The 19339-nt window shown below is 39.8% G+C and carries 13 protein-coding genes; 5 read left to right on the forward strand and 8 right to left on the reverse strand.

Annotated elements, in window-relative coordinates:
- Positions 1-2: 2 nt before the first annotated feature.
- The 3 genes from HWQ38_RS22390 to HWQ38_RS22400 form a co-directional block, all read right to left on the reverse strand.
- Positions 3-965, reverse strand: a complete 963-nt coding sequence (locus tag HWQ38_RS22390) for an NAD(P)-dependent oxidoreductase (RefSeq protein WP_292797937.1) — start codon at positions 963-965, stop codon at positions 3-5.
- A 156-nt stretch (positions 966-1121) separates the two neighbouring features.
- Complete coding sequence (locus HWQ38_RS22395) at positions 1122-1541, reverse strand: CVNH domain-containing protein (protein ID WP_292797940.1); 420 nt, start codon at positions 1539-1541, stop codon at positions 1122-1124.
- 37 nt (positions 1542-1578) lie between these two features.
- Positions 1579-2187: a nitroreductase family protein gene (locus HWQ38_RS22400; protein ID WP_292797943.1), complete on the reverse strand. Its 609-nt coding sequence runs from the start codon at positions 2185-2187 to the stop codon at positions 1579-1581.
- A gap of 738 nt (positions 2188-2925) precedes the next feature.
- On the opposite strand from HWQ38_RS22400, the gene HWQ38_RS22405 reads away from it, so the two are divergent.
- Entirely contained in the window at positions 2926-6063 is a 3138-nt protein-coding gene (locus tag HWQ38_RS22405; protein WP_292797946.1) for an S-layer family protein, read from the forward strand.
- 22 nt (positions 6064-6085) lie between these two features.
- Here HWQ38_RS22405 and HWQ38_RS22410 read toward each other — a convergent pair whose 3' ends face one another.
- Positions 6086-6790, reverse strand: coding sequence for a tetratricopeptide repeat protein (locus HWQ38_RS22410; RefSeq protein WP_292797949.1), 705 nt, complete (start codon positions 6788-6790; stop codon positions 6086-6088).
- Positions 6791-7216: 426 nt separating this feature from the next.
- Here HWQ38_RS22410 and HWQ38_RS22415 point away from each other — a divergent pair, with 426 nt between their 5' ends.
- Positions 7217-9988: a CHAT domain-containing protein gene (locus HWQ38_RS22415; RefSeq protein WP_292797952.1), complete on the forward strand. Its 2772-nt coding sequence runs from the start codon at positions 7217-7219 to the stop codon at positions 9986-9988.
- Between the two features lie 39 nt (positions 9989-10027).
- Here the strand turns inward: HWQ38_RS22415 and HWQ38_RS22420 are convergent, their stop codons facing one another.
- A complete protein-coding gene (locus HWQ38_RS22420; RefSeq protein ID WP_292797955.1) occupies positions 10028-10798 on the reverse strand; it encodes a DUF928 domain-containing protein in 771 nt (256 codons plus the stop codon).
- A 936-nt stretch (positions 10799-11734) separates the two neighbouring features.
- Here HWQ38_RS22420 and HWQ38_RS22425 point away from each other — a divergent pair.
- The 3 genes from HWQ38_RS22425 to HWQ38_RS22435 are packed head-to-tail and all read left to right on the forward strand — an operon-like array spanning position 11735 to position 16906.
- Positions 11735-13303 (forward strand): sigma-70 family RNA polymerase sigma factor, encoded by a 1569-nt coding sequence (locus tag HWQ38_RS22425; RefSeq protein ID WP_292797957.1) that lies wholly within the window; start codon positions 11735-11737, stop codon positions 13301-13303.
- Positions 13304-13307: 4 nt separating this feature from the next.
- Positions 13308-14549: a DUF1822 family protein gene (locus tag HWQ38_RS22430; RefSeq protein ID WP_292797959.1), complete on the forward strand. Its 1242-nt coding sequence runs from the start codon at positions 13308-13310 to the stop codon at positions 14547-14549.
- A gap of 5 nt (positions 14550-14554) precedes the next feature.
- On the forward strand, positions 14555-16906 hold the full coding sequence (locus HWQ38_RS22435) for a CHASE2 domain-containing protein (protein WP_292797961.1): 2352 nt from the start codon (positions 14555-14557) through the stop codon (positions 16904-16906).
- A 543-nt stretch (positions 16907-17449) separates the two neighbouring features.
- On the opposite strand, the gene HWQ38_RS22440 is transcribed toward HWQ38_RS22435, so the two are convergent.
- The 3 genes from HWQ38_RS22440 to HWQ38_RS22450 form a co-directional block, all read right to left on the reverse strand.
- A complete protein-coding gene (locus HWQ38_RS22440; RefSeq protein ID WP_292797964.1) occupies positions 17450-17725 on the reverse strand; it encodes a UBP-type zinc finger domain-containing protein in 276 nt (91 codons plus the stop codon).
- A gap of 401 nt (positions 17726-18126) precedes the next feature.
- On the reverse strand, positions 18127-18807 hold the full coding sequence (locus HWQ38_RS22445) for an SDR family oxidoreductase (RefSeq protein WP_292797966.1): 681 nt from the start codon (positions 18805-18807) through the stop codon (positions 18127-18129).
- 208 nt (positions 18808-19015) lie between these two features.
- Entirely contained in the window at positions 19016-19195 is a 180-nt protein-coding gene (locus HWQ38_RS22450; RefSeq protein WP_292797969.1) for a hypothetical protein, read from the reverse strand.
- Between the last annotated feature and the right edge of the window lie 144 nt (positions 19196-19339).

Here is a 19339-nt window from a genome sequence, read left to right on the forward strand (position 1 = left end):
TTTTAACTGGCATGAGCCACGGCGGTGTTAACCATCCATTCCAAGGGTCGAGGCTGAAAATTTAATTCGCGTTTTGCCAAAGCATTTGATGCACCTCGCATCTGAGTACCATAATAGACAGCATCCGCACCACTAATTCGCAGAGCATCCTCAACCGATACCTGGGGAGGTGGTGGAGCATTAAGCCATTGGGCATAAGCAGAAAGCCACTGGCGCACCGCTAAGGGGCGATCGTCCGTAATCAGGTAAATGCCAGGATTGCCTCGCTCTGCTGCCGCAACTGTAGCGATCGCTGCATCTTCAATATGAATCCACGACCATACACCTTCCCCATTTCCAACGATTGGGAACTGTTGCTGTCGCACCTGTTGGGCAACATCGCCATCGGGGGCAAACCAGGTACCGGGCCCGTAAAGGAAGCCATAACGCAGAGCAATCCCTTCCAGGTTGGGCGCTTCGAGTAAGTGACGTTCGATTTCAGTGACTATGTGAGCATCTGCTGCTACCGCAGGCGAGGCATCAAAAGCTAGTGGCGTTTCTTCGTCTGCCAAGCCTGCGCCGGGAATCGCCCAGAATGCGATCGACTGTCTCAAATAACGGCGCACGCCTGCTGCTTGCGCTGCCGCCAGCACATTAGCACCCCCTTCTTTACGAAGACGCTGGTTGAGTGGTGCAGCAGCACTCATCGACTCACCAGTGTAGGTTTTGGGTAGAGCGGTGAGTTGTTCAATCACTACTTCCGGTTGAGCGCGAACAACAGCAGCTTTAACAGCTTCTGCATCGAATACATCTGCGATCGCGAAGCGTAGGCTCTGCCTAATCGCCAATTCCACGCCTTGTTCGGCTAAAGTTTGTGCTTTTTCTAGAGAACGTGTCAACGCAACTACTTCATGTCCTTGGGCTAGCAGTTGCGCGATTAACGGACGACCGATCGCTCCCGTTGCGCCTGCAACAAAAATCTTCATTTGTGAACCTCCTGTTGAAACCTGCGAAATATTTGAGAATCGCTAGTTGTGAGAATATGAGTTTCTCTCCTTGAAATAGCGATCGCCAGCCGACTGATGAACTTGATTAGTATGACTTTGAGTTCAGTTGCACCAAAGATATTGGTTAAAACGACTCTAATATTTCAAGTTCCCATTTTCGTTGCGGATTCCTTGAATTTTTATTCTGTTAAAGACCGCCTCTGTTCGATTAATTTTAAAGCAGTTAGCCAATAATTCGTCACCTATAACCGCCGCGCTATAGCAACTGGCTTGGAAAGAAGCAGGAGAATTTCCACCATCATCTATTAACAATCCATTTCGATTGTTGATTCCTCTTAAAATAATACCAGTTTTCTTTTCTCCACCATCTTTTTTTCTACAAATAGCAGAAAGCACATTTGATTTAAGACTCGTATTTCTGCAACTATTTTGAAAAGTACTAGGGGAACGGGCAAAAGCAGGACTTGCTGCTGTCGCTGTTAGTAAAGTCAGACTGACAACGGTAATAATACGAAAGTAAAACTGTTCAAGAGTAGTTGTACTTGTTGTCGCCATCTGTTTTCTCCTTAATAGATAATAGGAACGTGTAGTATCACTTCAGCAGTAGTGACGAAGGATTTCCCCACTTACCACTGAATACGAATTGATCTAGCGGTTTGCGTTGCCTTGGTGATAGGTCGCGTTCCTTGAGAGCATCTGGGAGTGTTATGGGATCGCCTCGATATCCGATCGCCATAGCCGTCCATGCCTCAAAACCCTCAGGTATGTCAAAGAGATCGCGTGCTTTGTCGGGAAGGATACCGATCATCTGATGGACACAAATTCCGCGTGCCGTTGCCTCTACCACAAGATTGCCACTAGCAAGTCCGAGGTCGTGAATAGCAGCCTTGTTCTCTTGGTTATTACGAGTAAATCTAAGGCTGGCAATGCCCAGAGCTAGAACCGGAGCGTTTTGCGCCCATATCTGGTTTGCTTCCACCAGACACGATAGGAGTTGTTGAAAATGGTCAGGGTTTTCCTGGGTGGCAACAAGATAGCTCCAAGGTTGCTCGTTGTAGGAAGATGCTGACCACCGCGCCGCCTCGAATAATGAACGGAGATCGGCTTGTGAAACCGGACGATCCTGGAAGGCATAAGGACTCCAGCGTTCTGCGAGGAATTCATGAATCGGATAGTCTGTTAACGCTTTCTTTTTAGACATAATCGCTGCTTCGGTTCTTGTACTGCCTAACTAGTCTTGATTGAATATGAAATTACTATACATTCAGGATTTGTCAAACATATAGCAGTTACCAGGTAGGTTAGGACATCAATTGATCGTAAAACCCCTACACCAAGTGACTTTCAAGCCTGTTTCCTGCTATAACCAATTTTAGATGTGAACATTCCCAGATAAGACAAAAGAGCATCGTTGGTTGCGTTAACATATATTGTTTATCTTGATGATGTGAAACTTGACTTCTATATATCTATGGGTGTGAGCAAATCAATATTATGCAGCTAGTGATAAAAATTTTTTCCCCATCGTCGTAGCGCACAGGAGTCGATTCCTCTCACAGGCAATGGTTCAATCATTGCCGCAGGTAGGGGTGGCAGTGGTCAGGGTGGGGACTTAAACCTCCAAACAGGAACCCTCAACATTAAAAACCAGGCAGAAGTGACCGTCAGCAGTTCGGGCACAGGCGAGGCGATTGCTTAAGCTTTATTACATTGTTATTTGTAATACTATTAATTTTGACAACTTTGATATAAACTCTCTTAAATAAATAAAATAAACTCTGTTAAATGTAAAATATAAGACATTTAGCTACTATTTATCTCATACAAAGAATAGGTAAACAAACAATTTTATATAATAATTTGAAATTTTTGTGACAAGAATTTTAAGTTTATTCAAGTGAAGTAAATAATCCTGAAACTGAAGAAAAATTATGAAGCAATGAGAGATTTAAACTTGTTCAAATGGTTAAAAATTGCCATTAACGATGCAGTAATTTGCACTGGTAATTGTGCGATTGGCTTTACCAGTGCCCTTTGTGCGATGTCTACGACGGGCTACGCCTACGCTCAAATTACTTCAGATACTACTCTACCCATTAATTCTAATATCCAAAAAATTGGCAACACTATAAAAATTGAAGGTGGAACTACTGCCGGAAGCAATTTATTCCACAGCTTTAGTGAGTTTTCTGTTCCCACTGGAAGTACAGCCGATTTTAACAATAGTCTGAATATTCAAAATATTATTAGTCGAGTTACAGGTAAATCGATATCTAATATTGATGGGTTAATTCGTGCTAATGGTACAGCCAACTTATTCTTGATAAATCCCAATGGAATTATATTTGGTCAAAATGCACGGTTGGATATTGGCGGTTCATTTGTTGCCAGCACTGCAAGTAGCTTGAAATTTGCCAATGGTTTTGAGTTCAGTGCTACAAATCCTCAGTCTGCACCCCTACTAAGTATCAATGTGCCAATAGGTTTGCAATACGGGGCAAATCCAGGAGCGATTCAGGTTAAGGGCGATGGTCAGGGTTTAAGGCTTACAGATGAATTGATTGACACAACAGATGCGCTACGAGTGCCAGCGAATCAAACTTTAGCGTTGGTGGGTGGTGATATTTTCTTAGAAGGAGCAACACTGAAAACAGCAGGAGGAAGGATAGAGTTGGGCAGTGTAGGTGATAACAGTCTGGTTAGTCTCACACCGATAACTAAAGGTTTTTCCTTGAGCTACGATGGAGTGCAAAACTTTGGTAATATTCAACTATCGCAACTCTCAGCAGTAGATGCCAGTGGCGCAGGTGGCGGTGATATTCAAGTGCAGGGTCGGCGTGTCACCCTCAGCGATGGTTCAGAGATAGAAGCAAGTACTTTGGGAGCAGGAAAAGGTGGAAATTTGGTAGTCAACGCTCAACAGTTAGTAGAGTTAGTTGGTATTTCTGTTGATGGTCAGTTTCCCAGTACCTTGTTTATTAATGCTCAATCAACCGGAGATGCAGGTAACTTGACAATTAATACCCAAGATTTGCTTGTGAAAGATGGCGCACAAGTCGGTGCTGGCACATTTGGAGCAGGCAAGGGGGGTTCTTTAACTGTCACTGCCCAAGATGTGCAACTGATTGGTATCTCTGCTGATGGTAGCTCTGCCAGTGGCTTATATACTGAAGCCGAATCAACATCAACCGGAGATGCAGGTAACTTGACAATCAATACCCAACATTTGCTTGTGCAAGATGGCGCAGGGGTGGGTGCTGGCACATTTGGAGCAGGCAAGGGGGGTTCTTTAACTGTCACTGCCCAAGATGTGCAAGTCATTGGTATCTCTGCTGATGGTAGCTCTGTTAGTGGCTTATTTAATCAAGCCCGATCAACCGGAGATGCAGGAAAGTTGACGATTAATACCCAACATTTGCTTGTGCAAGATGCCGGACAGGTGAGTGCTGACACATTTGGAGCAGGCAAGGGGGGTTCTTTAACTGTCACTGCCCCAGACGTGCAACTGATTGGTACTTCTGCTGATGGTCAGATTAATAGTGGCTTGTTTGCAGATGCTGTATCAACAGGAAATGCAGGAAACTTGACGATTAATACCCAACATTTGCTCGTACAAGGTGGCGCACAGGCGGCTGCTGGCACGTTTGGAGCCGGCAAGGGGGGTTCTTTAACTGTCACTGCCCAAGATGTGCAAGTCATTGGTACCTCTGCTGATGGTAGGTTTGGCAGTGGCTTATATACTCAAGCCGATGCTACATCAATCGGAGATGCAGGTAACTTGACGATTAATACTCAACATTTGCTTGTACGTGATGGCGCAGAGGTGAGTGCTAATACATTGGGAGCAGGCAAGGGGGGTTTTTTAACTGTCACTGCCCCAGATGTGCAACTAATTGGTACTTCTGCTGATGGTAAGTATCTCAGTCGTTTGTTTACAGTAGCTTACTCAACCGGAGATGCAGGTAACTTGACAATTAATACCCAACATTTGCTTGTACGTGATGGCGCAGAGGCGGCTGCTGGCACATTTGGAGCCGGCAAGGGAGGTTCTTTAAATGTCACTGCTCAAGATGTGCAACTGATTGGTACCTCTGCTGATAGTAGCTTTAGCAGTGGCTTGTTTGCTTCTACTCAATCAACTGGAGATGCAGGTAACTTGACGATTAATACCGATAAATTACTCGTTCAAGATAGGGCGATAGTAACAGTCAGAAGCCAAGGTTCAGGAATTGCAGGTAATTTGACTATTAATGCTGGCTCTATTCGTTTAAACAACAACGCTGCTCTCAATGCTAATACCCAAGCTGTCAATACTGACCCGAATATTGAGCAAGCTACTATCAATCTGCGCTCCAAAGACTTGATACTGCTTCGTGGCAGCAACATTACTACTAATGCCAATGGAGAAAATGTTATTGGTGGCAATATCAACATTGACACCGATGTTTTAGTCGCATTTGCTAATAGCGATATCAGTGCCAATTCTACTGACTTTCGGGGCGGGAATGTGAAAATCAACGCTACTGGGATATTTGGCACTCAATCCCGTGATGCACCCACCCTAGACAGCGATATCACTGCCACAGGCAAAAATCAGCAGTTGAATGGTACAGTGCAAGTCAACACAGTCTTAAACCCTAACAATGGATTAGTCCAACTGCCAACTGATTTTGTAGATCGGTCTGGTTTGATTGCTCAAGGCTGTCCAGCAAATAAAGGTAATTCGTTTACCATCACCGGACGCGGAGGTTTGCCACCTCTACCAACCCAAGCGCTTCGCACTAATCAAACTGCAACTGTTAATTGGGTGACATTGAATTCTCAAGAACAAAGGAATACAAGTGTAGGGGAGAATTCACACTTAGGGAAGAGTAAAAGCCCTAAATTAGAAGTTCCGCAAATCAGCCCGACTATTGTGGAAGCTACTGGTTGGGTAATTAACAAGTCTGGCACAGTGGAGCTAACAGCTTTTGCACCTATACCTACTTATACCAATACTTTTAATTCTGCGATCGCCTCCACCGGGGATTTGCCTATCGTAGCTTGTCCATCTCAAGCCGCCGCTATTCAAAAATAATGCAAGTTGTTTTTTCCTGGACTCAAGTATAGGAGAAGCTCATATCGTGTAACCAACTTTCAAGTTGTGAGCGCAAGGAATAACCAAAAACATTTTTTCTCTGATCGAGAAACAATAATAGTGAAAAAGCACGATTATAAGCAGCGATCGCACAATTCCAATCACCCCAGAGATGATAAGTTCTGCCATATTCAGCCCAAATGTAAGCTTCTAGTTGCCCGAAAAATAGCGCCATCTCAAAATTATCAATAGCTTCTTCGTATTGCCATAAGTCACGTAAGGTAATGCCTCGATTAATCCAAGCTCGAACATAGCTAGGATTTAAATCAATTGCCCGGTCGTAGTCGGCGATCGCTGCTGCTAAATTTCCGCAAACAACATAATAATTTGCTCGATTGTTATAAGCACCCGTTAATCTAGGATTAAGTTGTAGAGCAGTGTTATAGTCACAAAAAGCTTTTTGTTTTTCACCAATTTTTAAATAGATTAGCCCCCGGTTGTTAAAATCAATAGCGTTATTAGAATCATAGTCAATTAGTTGGCTAAACAATGCGATCGCCTTACTATATTGTCCTTGTTGAGCCAATTTCAAAGCACTAGAGCGGAAATATTTTTCATCAAAGACTAATTCCCTACTTCTTTTTGTACCATCATCCAGGGCATTAGTTGTAGTACTGTTCACGAATTCACGAGAATTATTTTGCTTAATGCTAGAAGCTATTGACATATACTGTTTATCTTGATGATGTGAAACTTTACTTCTATATCTTTATGGGTGTAAGCGAATCAATATTATGCAGATAGGGATAAAAAATCAAACGGCTTGATTCAAGAAAATTTTTAAAATTAACAGTCTGATTTTATCAAAATATTAAAAAAAGTATATTATTGCACAATACCAACTAAAAGTATGATATTACGTATTTCAAGTTGATTGAGTACACAATCTAGGTCTGGTAGCGAGGCATTAAGCCCGTTTTACTCCTAAATTCTGCTGTAATTGCATCTGACAATTGATATCCATGTCAACAAGAGGAAAAAAATTTATATTATAAATTGAGAATACTGTTGAATATGGTTCAATTAAAAAAAGTATTATATTGGTAATACTCTAGCTTTCATTGCTTTGTTAGATAAGAAGGAGGCAGAGTCAATGACAAAAAAAAGATTTCGATTTTTCTTTGTAGTACAGCACTTTCTCAGAAGTATGATCGTGACTTGCAAAAGTCGCCTTTATTTTAGGAAGTGGTTAAGAAGAATTACAATAGCTGTTTTGGCTACCTTATTAAGCGTTTGGGGAATTTCAACTCCTGCCTTCTCTGAATTTACCCAGACGCAACCAAATGCTCAACTATTGGTTGAACAAGGCCGAAAACTCTATGAAACTGGACAGTTATCTGAAGCAGTAATAATTTTGCAACAAGCAACAGATGCTTTTAATCTGCAAAAAAACGAACTAGGAAAGGCAATGGCGTTAAGCAATCTTTCGTTAGTCTTTAAGCAACTTGGACAGTGGAAAAAAGCAGAAGCTACAATTACACAAAGTCTCAACCTCTTAAAAAATTCACAACTCAAAACTCAGAACTTTGCAATAATCTTGGCACAAACCCTAGATATTCAAGGAAATCTGCAATTAGAACTAGGCAGAACTGAACAAGCTTTAGACTCATGGAAGCAATCTGCTAATACCTATGCTCAAGCAGGTGATGAAGTTGGTATCACCCGTAGTTTGATTAACCAAAGTATGGCAGAGCAAGCATTAGGGCTTTACCGTCAAGCTCGCACCACCTTAGAAGAGTTACAACCACGTCTTAAACAGCAACCAAACTCACTTGTTAAAGCTACTGCTTTACGCAGCTTTGGTGATGTTCTGCAATTAGTCGGTGATTTAGAACCATCCTTTAAGGTTTTACAACAAAGCCGAGACATCGCCAAAAAATTACAATCTCCTTCAGAAATCAGTGCTACGCTGCTGAGTTTAGGTAATACCGCACTTGCTTTAGGTAATAGACAAATCTCGCAGCAAGACAATATCAGTTTTGAAAACTATACTCCGTTACATTGTATAAATAGACCTGTCTCTACAGAATCTCTCAAATTTTATCAACAAGCAGCGCAATTCTATGAAGAAGCTGTCACCACAGCAACCTCACCACTTTCACAAATCCAAGCCGAACTCAATCATTTAAGTGTATTGTTAAAACTTCAACAATGGTCACAAGCTAAGAAATTATCTTCCCAAATTCAAGTAAAGCTAGCTAAAATCCCCCCAAGTCACACAGCAAATTACGCACAAATTAATTTTGCTCAGAACTTGGTGTGCTTGAAACAAGCTACCAACACAGACATTTCTTCATGGAAAGAAATTGCTCAAATTTTAGCGACATCTGTACAGCAAGCTAGAAGCATGGATGATGAGCGTTCAGTTGCTTATGGTTTAGGCGCATTGGGTGGATTATATCTAGAAAACCAGGATATATCTAATGCTCAAAAACTGACACAGGAAGCTTTAATGGTAGCCCAAGCGATAAAAGCTGGGGATATAGGTTATTTGTGGCAGTGGCAACTAGGGTACATACTTAGAATACAAGGAGATGTGACTGGAGCGATCGCTAACTACACTGAAGCGGTAAATACTCTCAAATATTTACGCAATGATTTAATTACTCTCAATCCAGATGTACAGTTTTCCTTTCGGGATAATATAGAACCCCTTTACCGACAATTAGTTGATTTACTTTTGCAACCTTCATCTACAGTTAGTTCAAAAGAAAGCATTAGTCAAAAAAATTTAAAGCAAACTCGCGGCATACTTGAAACACTCCAACTAGCTGAACTAGAAAACTTCTTCCGAGAAGCTTGTTTAAAAGGCGTACCCGAACAAATTGATGAGGTAGTTGATAAAACGGATGGCACCGCAGCAGTAATTTATCCGATTATTTTGGCAGACCATCTAGACATTATTCTTAAGTTACCAAATCAAACTGAATTATCTCATTACACAATTAATAAAACATCCAGAGATGTTGAAATTATTTTAGAAAAATTACAAAAATATTTGAGAGAACCAGACAGGATAAACGATGTCAAGAAGTTATCTCAACAGGTTTATAATTGGTTAATTCAACCTTTAGAAATTGAATTAGAAAGAATGAATATAAAAACCCTAGTATTTGTACTAGATGGTGACTTACGAAATATTCCAATGGCGGTTTTATACGATCAGAAACACCAAAAATATTTAATTCAAAAATATGCTATATCCTTAGCTCCAGGTTTACAATTAGTTGAACCAAAATCTTTACAAAAAGTGCAGATAAATGGATTAATTGCCGGGGTAAGTGAGCAACGCCAAATTGAAGGACGTTCATTTGCTAAACTCAAGAATGTAGAAGTTGAATTACAACAAATCCAATCAGCTATACCTAGAAATGCAGAACTATTTAATCAAGCCTTTACCAAAATCAATTTACAGAATCAAATTAAAAAAATACCATATACAGTAGTTCACATAGCAACTCATGGCGAGTTTAGTTCTAATGCCGATAAAACATTTATTTTAACTTGGGAACAACTATTAAAAGCTAAGGATTTTGATAATTTAATTCGGCTCAGTGGACTAAGAGAATCTAGCGCTATTGAACTACTTGTTTTAAGTGCTTGTGAAACTGCTCAAGGAGACAAACGAGCTACTTTAGGACTTGCTGGTATAGCAGTCCGTGCAGGCGCTCGGAGTACCTTAGCAACTTTGTGGGCGGTAGATGATAAGTCTACTGCTCAATTTATGAGTCAGTTTTATCAAGAATTAGAAAATAGTAAAGTAACTAAAGCTGAAGCTGTTCGTCGCGCTCAAATTCAGCTATTGACTGATTATGAAATTCCTTATTTATGGGCACCATACATTTTGGTCGGAAACTGGCTTTAAAAAGCACAAGGAACAATTAGTAGGGGCATCTGTGCGCCACTATTGTTTAATTTTTACTTCTCCCACAAGAGGTTTTTGGGACAAATTTTCTAGATCAATATTTCTCAGTAGACTAGCCCATTCATTGGCTAGAGTGGCATTTTTTGGTTCAGCAAGGCGGAGTTTTGCTAACTCTGTCAGGGCTGAGTACCAAATACCATTTTGGGTATATAGTTGAATGCGATCGCGTATTGTGGTAGCTGTTTTTAACTGCCTTTCCAAGTCAGACTTTAGTGCTATACGTTGTACCCATCCGCGCACAAATACAGAGTCGAATTTTTGTTGATTACAATAAACTTTAAAGTACCACTGGTATCTTTTATTAACTTCTAGCGGTGCGGCTGATGGTAAAGCAAAGCTAACAATACCTGGTATTTCAGGTAGGGTAAAAGAAGCCCGATAAATGTCGTTGTTTGCTTCATCTTGCAAGACAAATTCTCCGCTAGGTACATCTTTAAGTTGATAGGGTAAAAACACCCAAAAGGTGGGATTCGCTTCAACAACTGAGCTTACTGTTTTTTCAGGTATTAAGGCTATAAGTGGTACTTCCACAGATGGACAGTTACCACGGCTACCTGCTCCTCCTCGTTGAGTAGGTCTACCTCTACTCGATCCGTCTTGTGGTGGTTGATTACCACTGCTAGTTGGCTGCTGAGACTTTGCTATCAATATTAAAGGATAACTAGTACAGCTAAACAGTCCCAAAAGTAGAGCGATCGTAAATTTACTTTGAGAGAGAGAAAACATTTTCTGTAGATTTTTTAGTTTCATAGTCAGATATAAATACTCAATATCCTCAAATTATTGACAATCTTGCCATTGGTGTCAAGCTCAGAAAAATAGAATCTTGTCAAACGGAAATTCAGATAAGAATTTTTTACTTCTATATATTAAATGGGTATAACAGAAATCAAATTATGCATCTGTGAATTCTGTTCGATACAGCACTTTCGGCAGCTATGAGGTACATCCTCAAATCTGAAAGGTTTGATAAGAGAGGGCAAGGAGAAAAACTGTATTGCATAATAGCCGGAAGCGCTGTAATTTTTAAGAGAGAGAGCGTGGCAGCTGATAGATCAGTAAATGCGCTCGTCTTCACCTATCCTGTCTGATAGTTACAACTTGGCAGCAAACCGGGATACGACCATTTAAAATCACATAGATAATTTATGCAATTTTCAAATAAAAATTGCATAAATTGATTTATTTAATACCCATTAGAAGTATAGAGGTATAATAAACGGAGTTGAACTTCTGTCCAAACAGTCAATTACAACAGTTTTACTCTGAATTTCCAGAGCGAACACATCTAAATTACTCTTGACCACGGCCAAGATTAAGAAGCAACGCTCATAATCAGTATTTCTCGCTTGGTTTAGTTTGCAGAACTCAAAGTGATGGCTACAACAGGCTGTTACCCTCGTACCTCTACACGGAAGCAAGCAACACGTAGCGTGTCGCAGACAAAACTTACTAACGGTGATGGCGAAACCTCTGGCAATAAGTATAAGTTAATGAGATTAATTTAGACTCTATTGAGAATCTATTACTTTTGTTGACATGATGCGATCGCCATGCTCTAATCTCAGATTGATTTTAACCTTTCCTTTATGACTCTGACTATATAAAAACGATATATTTTAAAAAGTTATTTCAGATAATATTAAAAATTTCTTTGATTAATTTATGTAAAACGCAGAACAAATTATGAAAAAACGTGAAGGGATCATCCAACAATTCTCAAGTTTCCTCAGCTTAAGAAATGACCACAAAAATTTTAATTTTGTTTGGCAAGTTGATGTAGACCTAGAACGGAATATAAGTTCTTTAACGCAGTTAGAGCCAGATGCTAAAGAAGAATATTGGGCACGTTATTTTCTGAAAATTGTTAGAGAGGTATCACAGGAAGATTTACTTAAAATTTGTTCTCAAACGGAGGATAAGCAAAAGGTTCGTGTTTCTATATCATCGGCAGAAAAAATATCAAAGTCTTCTTCCAGAGCAGAGAAACATTTGTCTGCATACTTACAGGAAGCTTGTCTTTGGGCAGCTAGAAAAAGCTATCAAAGATTTAAATTTATCCAGCATAAATATCCATTAGAAGAATACTTTCAAATAGCTAATTCTGCTATCTTTCCTCCAGCTAAACTTTTCAAAAATTTCAATTTAAACTATTCTCAAAGCAATATAGAAGGTTATGCGAAAACATATATTATCCGTTTTATTAGTAATACCATTTATCAGAAAGACTTAGAAGGTAAAAGAGAAAAATTTTCTAACTACGGTCTTTTAAAAGATTTGACTAAAAAAGAGATGCAGGAAGCTTTAACTATAAAAGGAATAAATCAGAACCGTATTAGCTTATATTGTCTAACTTGGCAATGCTTAGAGCAAATTTATCAACCGAACCAAAGGCAAGGAAGTCGTAGTTTAGAAACACCTAGCGACGAATGTTTTCAGGCAATTGCATCATTATATAATGAACGCTGTAATCAATTAGGATTTATGGAAGCACCAGTTTCAAAGGATAGAATTCAAGAAATATTAGAAATTTGTATCCAAGCTGCTCGTGATTACCGAACAAAGTCTTTTCAGCCTTTAGAAAACTACGAAAACTTAACTGATAGCCGCTATACTGCCTTAGATAACCTTGTTCAAGAAGAAGAATGGCAGCAAGTAAGCTCACTTATTTCAAGCTTATTTTCAACTATCTCAGAGACTAACCAAATAATGTTAATACTGTGGCTGGGATTAAACTTAACTCAAACTGAGATGGCAGCAGTTTTAAAAAATAAATATCCTGAACTTCAGAAACAATATCAAGTAGCTAGACAGTTAGCAAGATATAACAAAATACTATTAAAAGACTTTATTAAAGAATCTCAGAAAGTTTATCCTGAAATTTGTTTGAATGAAGAAAAAGATATCGAAATTCTCAAAGAATCATTGGATGAATGCTTACAGGTACACTGTCAGAAAATCTGTAAATCTGCTTTAGATAAAATTACTCAACAATGGCAGATTGAAGATAAAATAGGTGTTTTGGAATTGGGGTTGACAGACCAAGAAAAAATAGATAGAAAGTTGGTACATCCAACTTTCTATCTATCTCTTAGTAGAAATGAAGTAAATGAAAATTTGAGAGAAGCTTTTATGTACCAACTAGAAATAGATATGGGTTTACCTAAAAATTCTTTAGTGGTAGCCAGCAATAAACTAGCTAATTTTGTAGATGAATGGCTACAAGATAAAATTTTAATTAGGATTAGGAATTAATATTATGATAATTGGCTTAAATGATTTGACTTTAATCTATTCTGAGCATTTATGTTTAGATATATCAAACCAAGAGCAAGAAACTGCATGGCAGGAAACGATGCAAGAGTCTTACTCAAACACAGCTGCTCGCTGGAATGCTTACCTAAATCATTTATCTTTAAATGTTTTTTTAAATTGGTTGCAAGAAGACCCAGATTTGCAAGTAATGCCTAGATTATGCTTTAAAAAAGCTGAATTACCGAGTATTTGGGAATTCGTAAATGGCTCTGTGTTAACTCTAGGTGAGACTCGATTAGCGTTAATTCCCAGCGATAAAAGTTCCTTTGCAGAGTTTCGGATTCCTCAAGAATGGATTGATATTCCTAGTTGGTCAGCCCATTACTATCTAGCGGTGCAATTAAACCTAGAAGAAGGTTGGCTGCGGATATCGGGTTATACTAACTATCAACAAATTCGGGAGCAAGCTATTTATGATCCAACGGATCGAACTTATTGTTTAGATGTAGAGTATTTGATTGCAGACTTAAATGTGATGTGGGTAGCACAAGAACTTTGTCCTCCCAAGATACCAGAGATTAAATCTTTAGCCACTTTGTCAAAAGCGCAAGCAGAGCAATTACTAGAACAATTAAATAAGTGGACTTTTTCTTCGCCGAGACTTAATGTCCCCTTTGATCTGTGGGGGGCATTTTTGGCGGTGGATGAATTTCGGCAGTACCTTTATCAGAGAAGGGTGGAAAAGCAAAAGAATAATCAAGTTGAAGCCAGCTACTCTGTAGATAGTAACTTGAGTTTATGGTTTCAAAATATCTTTAGTGTGGGTTGGCAAAATTTGGATACTTTGTTATCACCACAACAAAAAACTTTAGCTGTGCAATTCAGAAGTGATTTTGAGTTGAATGAGGGATATGTTAAACGAGCCAAGCTAATTGATTTAGGGATGGAACTTGGGGGTAGTGCAGTTGTGTTGTTAATTGGCCTTAAAACAGAGGTTGATGGCAAAATCGGTCTGCGCGTACAGTTACATCCAGCAAATGGAGAACCTTACTTAATACCTAATCTCAGACTAATTTTGCTTTCACAAACAGGGACAATTCTTCAGGAAGTCATTTCCAGAAGTCACGATCATTATATTCAACTCAAAAAATTTAAATCTTTTCCTGGAATTCGCTTTAGTATACAAGTTGCTCAGGATAATGTCAGTATAAAAGAAGATTTTCTACTGGAAGCACTTGATGACTGATAGCCATGACTAAATTAGTCGTGTTGAACTTAGGAAAGGGTAACTTGAAGCAGGGATTTGCTACCGTTACAGCACAGTTGTACAACTATAGCAACCCTATACCGATACAATTTACAGGTAGCTTGCCTGCGGCTCCAGAAGTTATAGAACTCTATAGACGTTGGCAGTTGCTCTATTTGTTGCTGCATGAGACTCTTTTCCCTGGTCAACGTTGGCATAGAAATATGGCAAACGATGCAAGTATTGAAATTGATACAGAAGATATAACTAATATTTCCTCTGTTGAGTTTAGTAATTTATGTGACAACTTACAAAATGAAATTAATGTTTGGCTGAAATCTGAGCTATTTCGCAACATTGACCAGAAATTACGCACTAAGTTAAATCCTCATGAAGAAATTCGGGTCATTCTAGAAACGGAAGATGACCAAGTTCGTCGGCTACCTTGGCATTTATGGGATTTCTTTGAGGATTACCATAAGGCAGTATTTGGTTTAAGCGCTCCTGAAGTAGATGAAGTTAAACCATTACGTAAACCTACTACAAGTAAAATTAGAATATTAGCGATTCTTGGTAATAGTGAAGGAATTGATATTCAACAAGACCGGGCAATACTTGAACAATTACCAGAAACGGAGACTGTTTTTCTGGTTGAGCCACAGCGCAGGGATTTAGATCAATGGCTTTGGGACAAGAAAGGCTGGGATATTCTCTTTTTTGCCGGACATGGTTCGAGTCAAGCTGATGGTGAAATAGGTCAAATTTATATCAATCAAACTGATAGTTTAACAATTTCTCAGTTAAAAAATGGATTGAAAGCAGCGATCGCTAGGGGTTTACAATTGGCAATTTTTAACTGCTGTGATGGACTAGGATTAGTACGACAATTGGCATCGCTGCACATTCCCCAAATGATTGTGATGCGGGAAGTCGTACCAGATCGGGTTGCTCAAGAATTTTTAAAGCACTTTCTAGAGGCTTTTGCTAATGGAGAATCTTGCCATTTGGCGATGCGGGAAGCTATAGAAAAGTTGCAGGGTCTAGAAAGCAGCTTTCCCTGTGCTAGTTGGCTACCAGTGATCTGTCAAAATCCAACGGCGATGTCGTTGGTGTTGGCGAACAAAGTAGACTCTAAACTTACTAGCTGGCACAGCCGAAATATTATTGGGACAATTTTCAAAGTCAGTATAGTTACGACTGCCTTGATAATGGGGATGCGCTCCGTGGGCATATTGCAGTCATGGGAGCTTATAGCTTTTGATGCAATGATGCGATCGCGACCTGATGAAGGACAAGATCCACGTATTTTAGTCGTTACCGTCACTGAAGCTGATGTGCGATCGCAACCAGCCAAAGAAAGAGGTGGAGCTTCACTATCAGACCGCGCCCTAGCTCAAGTTGTAGAAAAATTAGAGCAGTTTCAACCACGAGTCATTGGCTTAGATATCTATCGAGAGAATCACGTAGGAGAAAAGTATAAGAATTTGTCTAGACTCATGCAAACAAGCGATCATTTTTTTGCAATCTGCGAAGTTAGTGAGGAAAACAAAAACAGTGGTGTTTCGCCACCCCCTGAAGTTCCCAAACAAAACTTGGGTTTTAGTGACGTTATACCCGATCCCGATGGCATTATCCGCCGTCAAATATTGGCTATGGCTCCTGCATCGCCCTGCAACGTTGATAAATCTTTTAGCTTTCAATTAGCAAATCGTTACTTGCTTGCTCTTGGTATTCAGTCCAAACTAACCACAGAAAAAAACTGGCAGTTTGGGAATGTTGTCTTTAAAAACTTAGAGTCAAATAGCGGCGGTTATCACAGAATCGATAATCTAGGTCATCAAGTGCTACTTAATTATCGCTCTTCCCATCAAGCTGCTACACAAGTAACTTTAGCAGATGTTTTGAACAATAAACTCACTTCTGATTTAGTGAAGAATCGGATCGTTCTCATTGGTACAAGTGCTGAAAGTTTTCATGATTATTGGTCTACACCATATAGCGCCAGTCAGTGGTCGTATAATCAGATGCCAGGGGTAATGCTTCAAGCACAGATGGTGAGTCAGATTCTCAGTGCAGTTTTAGATAATCGTCCACTATTGTGGATGTTACCAAAGTGGGGTGAATTTATTTGGGTATGGGGTTGGTCGTTAATTGGAGGCATAATTGTTTGGCAATTTCGGTCATGGTTAAGAGTGGGATTGGTAGGAGTGGCAACTGTTTGCGTTTTATATGGTGTATCCTTTGGTCTGTTGCTTCAAGGAGTCTGGATACCTCTAGCGCCATCAGTTTTAGTCTTGATAGTTAGTGCTCCTATCGTAATTATTTATACATATTTCTCAAGTGACCAACGTAATTAATAGACCTCTTGCAGAATTATTTTATGGTAGGGTGGAAAGTTTTGAGATGAATTGGCTTCACCAATGCGATACCGATCAAGTCTTCAGCGAATGCACACTTGCCTAAGACCATTTTTTTAGCTGAACTTAAAAGCGGTGACTGTAGCTTTCGATAAGCCCACCTCACCAGTTGCTAGCTTTTGGAGATTACAGTAACAAACTATCAACGCCTCTCGACAAATCCTCGTCTACAGAACCAATCGCGGCTGGTCAACGGATCTTTTTTTGTTATCGCAGTGGTGGGGAGAGCAAAATGGCCCCTTTTACAGATTTGTTGGTACGGGAGTAATGCCAGAATTGTCTAATTGCAGTAACGTTACTCCCCAAGAAGCAGTCAAAGTTTCGCAGTCGATTCGGTTCATAAATCACCCTGCAAATAAAGGAAATCTAGCATTATTACCTTTTATTAAGAAAGGGGAAAAGGAACAAGAATCAAGTAGCGGTTTACCTTCGCGCAGTGTCTTCAGTTCCTCTGCACTCTTTTGATCCTGTGTTCGCCTCACTTTAATAGTTTTTTGCCTGCTCATCCAAAAAACACCATAACCACTGTTCTCCTAACTCAGCCGAGCTAATTACTGAATGTCCAGTTTCCTCGTAATGCCGTCGGGCATGTTGATGAACAGAAGTTTCCCTGCACAGCATCTTGCCGCAACTTTGACAAATACGGAGATGCACCCAGCGACTGTTTATTAGAATACACTCTTCACAACGAAATACTGGGTAGTTTGCTTTAGAAATCAGAGTTTCCGTAGTCAGATTGTCTAAATGTTCGCAGCTCATAGGAATTTGAATGACACGTTAATCAGAGTATAGATTAGTGCAGGTAAACACAGCTAATTTTGTCAGTTAAGCATTAAACGAAGTCGGAAGTCGGAAGTCGGAAGTAAGTTTTGTGTTAGCGAAGCGGTAGCGAGTCTGCGAGCGTCCGGGGATTTAGACCCCGACCCAAAACGTTCTGCTTAAGAAGCAGGGGACTTAAACCCCTAAACTTTGTTAAAGTTCATATCTAAATGGCACGCTTGATAAGGGCAAATCCATTATTTTTATGGCTTTTAGGTGCGAGGTGTAGTAAATTTTCAGTGCGGTTAAGTATTCACCTTTTTCTGAAATAATTCAACTGTCGGCAGATAATAGCAACGATGTCTACGACGGGCTACGCCTACGCAATTGAGATTCACTCTTTAATGTACAGTCAAGGGAATACCGTTATCTTTGGGTTTTAACTTGAGAATAAATGGCACAGCTTTCAATACCCAATCGGACACGGTTGTATAATTAGCAGCTTCTTCTCCAAAGCTAATTGAGAGCATATCAGTATGAATGATACCTGGATTGAGAGGTATGGCTGCCATACCAGTCGGCAATTCTTGTGCCAAAGAACGAGTTAATCCTTCTATTGCCCACTTAGAAGCACAGTATGGTGCAACTTGAGCTGAAGTAGAACGTCCCCAACCAGAACTAAAGTTAACAATAATACCCCGTTTGTTTTTCACCATTGCTGGTAAAAAATGGCGAATTATATTCACTACTCCTTTGATATTGATATCTATTAGATCAGAAAATTCTTCGGATGGTATTTCCCACAAAGGTGCTGGGTAATTAATAATTGCCGCATTATTAATTACTATATCTGGCGGTTCATATTTTTGAAGTACGTCTTGGGCCCATTTTTCTACAAGCTGTTCATTTGCCACGTCTACAGATGTGAAATCGTTGGGCGCACTAAACTTTTGGCGTATTTTATCAATAGCATCTGATGAACGAGCGCAACCAATAACAGTATGTCCCGCTTGAATAAAACCTTCGGTCATTGCATAACCTAGACCTTTGCTTATGCCTGTAATTAAGATCAGCTTAGTCATAACACTAACATTTAGCACACATCCATTTTATTTTGGCGCATCTTCATACAGAATTGATATCATCGGTTTCATGTTTACAAGCGTGCCATTCGCCCTTTACCACTCTTATTTATACATTATTTATTCAAGTACTCGTATTTTCCACAAAGTTGCTGTATCCTAATTATTCTGTGCGATTTTTCAGTAGTCAACTGCATCACAGTTTTTATCAACTATGGAACTCATAATGTAGATATAGATTTAGATGATGAATCAGCCACCCCCCAGCCCTTCGCCCAAGCCAACCATCGGAATGTGCCGCCCTATCATCAAGGGTTGGCCCCACCAAGTCTAGTTGCATGGCGCGGATTAGATGCGATCGCACTTCGGCAGATGTGGTAGCTTGCATCAATTCACCCTCGTAAATTGGCGAAGGTATTGGTATTGTAATGAGAATTGCTGTATAGTTTGAAGTATGCCAGACAATACTCTCAAGAGTTGCTCTATGATTGCTCTAACTGGTATTGCCATCCAAGACAAGATATACGAAAGT

This window comes from Nostoc sp. NMS7, from assembly GCF_017115085.1.
Taxonomy (GTDB): Bacteria; Cyanobacteriota; Cyanobacteriia; order Cyanobacteriales; family Nostocaceae; genus Nostoc.

Excerpts from the sequence above, each read along its gene's own strand:
- HWQ38_RS22390 (WP_292797937.1), bottom strand. The coding sequence starts at position 965 with ATGAAGATTTTTGTTGCAGGCGCAACGGGAGCGATCGGTCGTCCGTTA.
- HWQ38_RS22395 (WP_292797940.1), bottom strand. The coding sequence starts at position 1,541 with ATGGCGACAACAAGTACAACTACTCTTGAACAGTTTTACTTTCGTATT.
- HWQ38_RS22400 (WP_292797943.1), bottom strand. The coding sequence starts at position 2,187 with ATGTCTAAAAAGAAAGCGTTAACAGACTATCCGATTCATGAATTCCTC.
- HWQ38_RS22405 (WP_292797946.1), top strand. The coding sequence starts at position 2,926 with ATGAGAGATTTAAACTTGTTCAAATGGTTAAAAATTGCCATTAACGAT.
- HWQ38_RS22410 (WP_292797949.1), bottom strand. The coding sequence starts at position 6,790 with ATGTCAATAGCTTCTAGCATTAAGCAAAATAATTCTCGTGAATTCGTG.
- HWQ38_RS22415 (WP_292797952.1), top strand. The coding sequence starts at position 7,217 with ATGACAAAAAAAAGATTTCGATTTTTCTTTGTAGTACAGCACTTTCTC.
- HWQ38_RS22420 (WP_292797955.1), bottom strand. The coding sequence starts at position 10,798 with ATGAAACTAAAAAATCTACAGAAAATGTTTTCTCTCTCTCAAAGTAAA.
- HWQ38_RS22425 (WP_292797957.1), top strand. The coding sequence starts at position 11,735 with ATGAAAAAACGTGAAGGGATCATCCAACAATTCTCAAGTTTCCTCAGC.
- HWQ38_RS22430 (WP_292797959.1), top strand. The coding sequence starts at position 13,308 with ATGATAATTGGCTTAAATGATTTGACTTTAATCTATTCTGAGCATTTA.
- HWQ38_RS22435 (WP_292797961.1), top strand. The coding sequence starts at position 14,555 with ATGACTAAATTAGTCGTGTTGAACTTAGGAAAGGGTAACTTGAAGCAG.
- HWQ38_RS22440 (WP_292797964.1), bottom strand. The coding sequence starts at position 17,725 with ATGAGCTGCGAACATTTAGACAATCTGACTACGGAAACTCTGATTTCT.
- HWQ38_RS22445 (WP_292797966.1), bottom strand. The coding sequence starts at position 18,807 with ATGACTAAGCTGATCTTAATTACAGGCATAAGCAAAGGTCTAGGTTAT.
- HWQ38_RS22450 (WP_292797969.1), bottom strand. The coding sequence starts at position 19,195 with ATGCAAGCTACCACATCTGCCGAAGTGCGATCGCATCTAATCCGCGCC.